We start from the raw sequence: 4423 nt of genomic DNA on the forward strand, positions 1-4423 counted from the left end.
CTATAGAAGTTGGGAGATAAGTATGAGCGTAGTCTATAAATCAATACGGTTCAGTTAAGGCTAAAACTCTTTGTCAAAGTCAACTTTTTTAACGAACCGCAGAGGCGCAGAGGAAACAGAGAGAAGAGAAAAAATGCTTAACTGAACTGTATTGGTCTATAAATAATTTTAATATTGCGATAAAAGTGCAATTTCTGAAAGTAAAGTTATGTAGCTCTGATTAACTTTAAAAAAAGTAACAGAGGGGTAAAAATTACCCCTCTGCTACAAGCAAACGGAGGTATAAACTTAATTATTTAATTGGCATGAACCAATTCTTGAGGCGCTGCGGCATCATATTCTACAGCTTTCACAAATTCCTTGAGAACGTCTTTGAGTCTTTGCTCAATTTCCTCATCTAACAGAACGCTATTATCGGCTTGTCGTTGAATTTGTTTGTCCACTGCATAAATAGTAGCGAGGATATGCCGCGCTCCTAATTCAGATAACACAGGTTTTAGAGCATATTCAATTGCCAATAAATGAGCGATCGTTCCACCCAAAGCAATTGGTAACACGGGTTTACCTGTTAATGATTTTTGTGGCAGCAAATCTAGAAATGTTTTTAGCACTCCTGTGTAAGCAGCTTTGTAAATTGGGGTGGCAATAATCACACCATCTGCCTTTGCTAATAAAGCTTTTGGCTGTTCTAAAGCAGGGCTGTCGTATCTTCCAAAAACTAAATCTTCAGCAGGCAAATCCCGAACTGAAATAATATCTACGTGCAAGCCTTCTTGTTGTAAAAGGTTGGCAGTATATTCGACAACACCATAGGTTCTAGATGGATGTGTTGGACTACCTGCGATCGCTACAATGTTTGCCATTCAATTAAACTCCCAATTTCTAAAATGGGTTCAGTATGTTTTGCAGTTTTGGTCTTCATCGCTGATGCTGTGTTGACCCGCTCGCTCAGACGTTTGTGGGGACGGCGCAAACTCATACTCTCTACTTTCCAGATGTAACCATGAATAACTACATCCTGGGGAATTAAAGCAGAATTACGCAGCAATTCCACCTGCTGTGTGCAGATTTCATCCACATTGGTAAACGTTTTTATCCATTTGGAAAAAACGCCTTTTGGTAGCTTCAACTCTGGCAAAGCAGGATCGACACTAATTCGATCCACATCAATACCTTGGTTTCGCAACACCTCACTGAGAAGGTCTCCTGATGCTGTCATCATGCCACATTCGGTATGATTAATGACGATGATTTCTTTTGTGCCAAAAAACTGTGTAGTTAACATCGCTGACCGAATTGCATCATCCGTAACTAATCCCCCAGCATTACGGAAAATATAAGCATCTCCTTCACCAATTCCTAATGCTTTCTCCACTGGTAAACGTTCATCCATGCAAGCTAGTACCCATAAGCTTTTATTGTTAGGTACTCCCAACTGATGACGCAATGCCCACGCTTCATTTTCTGAGATTTTTTGGTTGTTCTCTTTCTCTAGGAGGAATACACCAATGGCAGTGTTGTGTATATTAGTCTACTTATTCCTAACCTTCTATTAAATTAACCTTAATGTACGCCAAACCTATTAATCTACTGTACTTAAGGTTTTCAGCTATTAACGTCGGTAGCCATCCATCCCACTGGCAATAGGCGCAAAATTCCGTTCTGTCTCTAGGAGAAATAAAGCAATGGGGCCGATGTTTATTAGTGCCAACGATTGGCCGCATATAGCTTTTAGATTGTCTTTGGCACTCCTGGTTGGTTGCTTGATTGGATTTAACCGTCAGCAAGGAGGTAGACCAGCAGGGATGAGAACATTTATGCTTGTGAGTATGGGAGCAGCACTATTCGTGATGATTCCTTTGCAGGCTGAGGGCGAGAGTCTTTATGATGCTACCAATGCACTGAGTCGCACAATTCAAGGTGTAGCTACTGGGGTTGGATTTCTTGGAGCTGGATTGATTTTACAAGAGTCTCCGAGAAAATCTGCAACGCCAAAAGTAAAGGGTTTAACTACAGCCGCCTGTGTCTGGACAGCGGCCGGACTGGGGGCTGCAATTGGTTGTGGTCTATGGCAAATGGGATTATTGGGAGGCTTACTGACCCTAATTACCCTAAGTGGCGTGAAGCGGCTCAATCGCGCATTTGTATTTCTGACGAGTCAGGGTAAACAAAGGACTACTCAGGATCTCACAACCATCTCTGATGAAGATGATGATTGACTATCGTTATCCTCCAATTGAAAACTATACTTGTATTGTCCAAAAATTAGGTGAAATAGATCGGATTCCCACCTAGTATTTGGCTGAAAAATAATTTGTTGTTTCTTAGCTTATTTTAATCAGTTTATCAGGGCTAGTTCAGAGCGATCGCTGATTATAGTCATTCATGTAGGGAATCCCGTACTGGAATTTATTGGCCAGTGAACCGGAAAATAGAAAATAATAGATATATGGACAAACGCTATTTTTTACAGGCTGGTGCAGTCATAGTCGGCACAGCATTGTTATCAAGGTATATCAATTGGGGGTCACAAGCAATGACAACTTCTCAAAGTGGATTTGAAGTTACCAAACCAGAGTCAGAATGGCGCACAATTTTAACGCCAGAACAGTTCAATGTATTGCGTAAACATGGGACTGAACGCCCTTATACCAGTCCATTGGATAAGGAATACGACCAAGGCACTTATTATTGTGCCGCCTGTGAACTACCACTGTTTACATCTGATACCAAATTTAATAGTGGTACTGGCTGGCCTAGCTTCTTTAATCCAATTGAAGGTGCGATCGCCACAACTGTAGACAAGTCGTTGTTTATGACCAGAACTGAAGTGCATTGTAGCCGCTGTGGTGGTCATCTGGGTCATGTTTTTGATGACGGCCCTGCACCCACTGGTAAGCGCTACTGCATGAACGGTGTTTCGCTGAAATTTGAGCCTGCTTGATAAGTTGCGTCACCGATAGCGTAGCATTAGCGAGTCAAGACCTTTCTGTATCGCTAACGCTGCACTATCGAGCGTCACAGCCCGTCCTAACATCGCACACACAACTTAAATCATCAGATTTTGATACTTGACCAAGGGTGAATAGATTTTTGACAATAACTTTTCCTATTCAGTGCTATTGAACAAAGTATTGTCAATGTAAGGAAATGCAACTCTTGGCCTTTGCTAAAACTATTTACCTAAATCGTTCTATTTGCCTGGGTCTTTTTTCTCCTTTTTATCTTTGGGATCTTTTTTAGGTTTTTTAGCTTCTTTATTACTTTTTCTTTCCTTCGACATCAGCGTTCTCCAACTAGGTAAATCAGTAAAAGCTTTCGCATTCTGCCGTTAGGAAATCAGGATATTAATTACCTAGTATTCTTTTATGGCAAAAAAGAAAGTATCAGATGTAAATGCTACCAACTACTATGATACGGTGTTGTTTGATTTTCGTCTGAGAGCCTTTTCGATCTATTTGAACCAAATCGCCTGTAGGGTAGCATAGCTAGCTGTGCTACCCTAATCATTTACAGCGTCGCTACAAGTTCCTTTAAGCGATCGCGTCCATCCCGAAAGACTGGCCAACCATCCCCCACCAACACTGCTTCTACCCGACTCAGTTGAGCCAACCTGCGAATAGAAGCAACAGCCTCCTCTCGATTCAGCAGCTTGTCATCTGGTAAAATCGTCAAGCTACCTGCTTTACGTGCCCGTACTAAATCCCCTGTAATTAAAGTTGTCTCTTCCAGTAACAAAGCCAACTCACCGGGAGTTTTAGAACCTTGAAGTTCAATCACCTCCAGTCCTGGGACAAATTCTTCACCATCAGATAGCCAGCGATCGCAAGGTATAGGAAAAGTGTCTTTTTCTGCAATCGGGCCAGCAATCTTAGCATAGGTTTGATCGGCAATTTCTTTACTTGCCCTGATATGCTCAGAATTCGTCAGCACAATCCAAACCACACCACCGAGGGATTTTAGATGATTCCAATCATGGTTTGATAGGGCTACTGGGTCAATCAAGATGTTGCCATCTGGGCGAATCCAGGCAATCCCATTGAAATCAATATTTCTTGCCGGATTGAAATTAGACCAGCTATACAGATCGGGACGGTGCAAAGATTTCATGATGATTCTGGATCGGTACTTCAATAATTGACTATTAATCTCAATAATTAAGTATATAGATAATACGGGCATTGGGCATTGGGCATTGGGCATTGGAAGAGGCAGAGGGGCAAAGGGCAAATAACTTGCAAGTTCTTCCCTGCTCCTCTGCTCCCCTGCTCCTTCCCCTGGATCTCTACGAGAGGCTACGCCAACGCGTCTACGCCCATTTTGTCATGCGATCGCTACCCAAAGGAGCCTATTACGTACTTGCAGATATTTTCAAATTTGGCTATGAAACAGATGTTGAATTCACTTACCATCTGATTAAAGA

General features: G+C 41.9%; 5 protein-coding genes and 1 pseudogene. 3 read left to right on the forward strand and 3 right to left on the reverse strand.

Annotation, left to right across the window (positions count from 1 at the left end; genetic code table 11):
- Positions 1-296 precede the first annotated feature (296 nt).
- Both ssuE and IQ229_RS14770 read right to left on the reverse strand, forming a co-directional pair.
- Entirely contained in the window at positions 297-863 is a 567-nt protein-coding gene (gene ssuE, locus IQ229_RS14765) for an NADPH-dependent FMN reductase (RefSeq protein WP_194044878.1), read from the reverse strand.
- On the reverse strand, positions 848-1393 hold the full coding sequence (locus tag IQ229_RS14770) for a beta-class carbonic anhydrase (protein WP_228013473.1): 546 nt from the start codon (positions 1391-1393) through the stop codon (positions 848-850). The genes ssuE and IQ229_RS14770 overlap by 16 nt, the downstream gene beginning before the upstream one ends.
- 292 nt (positions 1394-1685) lie before the next feature.
- On the opposite strand from IQ229_RS14770, the gene IQ229_RS14775 reads away from it, so the two are divergent.
- Complete coding sequence (locus IQ229_RS14775; protein WP_194044879.1) at positions 1686-2219, forward strand: MgtC/SapB family protein; 534 nt, start codon at positions 1686-1688, stop codon at positions 2217-2219.
- A 230-nt stretch (positions 2220-2449) separates the two neighbouring features.
- A complete protein-coding gene (gene msrB / locus IQ229_RS14780) occupies positions 2450-2944 on the forward strand; it encodes a peptide-methionine (R)-S-oxide reductase MsrB (protein WP_194044882.1) in 495 nt (164 codons plus the stop codon).
- A gap of 566 nt (positions 2945-3510) precedes the next feature.
- Here msrB and IQ229_RS14785 read toward each other — a convergent pair.
- A complete protein-coding gene (locus tag IQ229_RS14785; protein ID WP_194044880.1) occupies positions 3511-4110 on the reverse strand; it encodes an MBL fold metallo-hydrolase in 600 nt (199 codons plus the stop codon).
- Between the two features lie 71 nt (positions 4111-4181).
- Between IQ229_RS14785 and IQ229_RS24085 the strand changes: the two are divergent.
- A pseudogene (locus IQ229_RS24085) lies at positions 4182-4423 on the forward strand (hypothetical protein); the annotation flags it as partial.

Source organism: Nostoc cf. edaphicum LEGE 07299 (assembly GCF_015207245.1).
In the GTDB taxonomy this organism is placed as follows: Bacteria; Cyanobacteriota; Cyanobacteriia; order Cyanobacteriales; family Nostocaceae; genus Nostoc; species Nostoc edaphicum_B.

What these genes read in the sequence shown, in the direction of transcription:
- ssuE (WP_194044878.1), bottom strand. Translation starts at nt 863, where the DNA reads ATGGCAAACATTGTAGCGATCGCAGGTAGTCCAACACATCCATCTAGA.
- IQ229_RS14770 (WP_228013473.1), bottom strand. Translation starts at nt 1,393, where the DNA reads ATGGATGAACGTTTACCAGTGGAGAAAGCATTAGGAATTGGTGAAGGA.
- IQ229_RS14775 (WP_194044879.1), top strand. Translation starts at nt 1,686, where the DNA reads ATGGGGCCGATGTTTATTAGTGCCAACGATTGGCCGCATATAGCTTTT.
- msrB (WP_194044882.1), top strand. Translation starts at nt 2,450, where the DNA reads ATGGACAAACGCTATTTTTTACAGGCTGGTGCAGTCATAGTCGGCACA.
- IQ229_RS14785 (WP_194044880.1), bottom strand. Translation starts at nt 4,110, where the DNA reads ATGAAATCTTTGCACCGTCCCGATCTGTATAGCTGGTCTAATTTCAAT.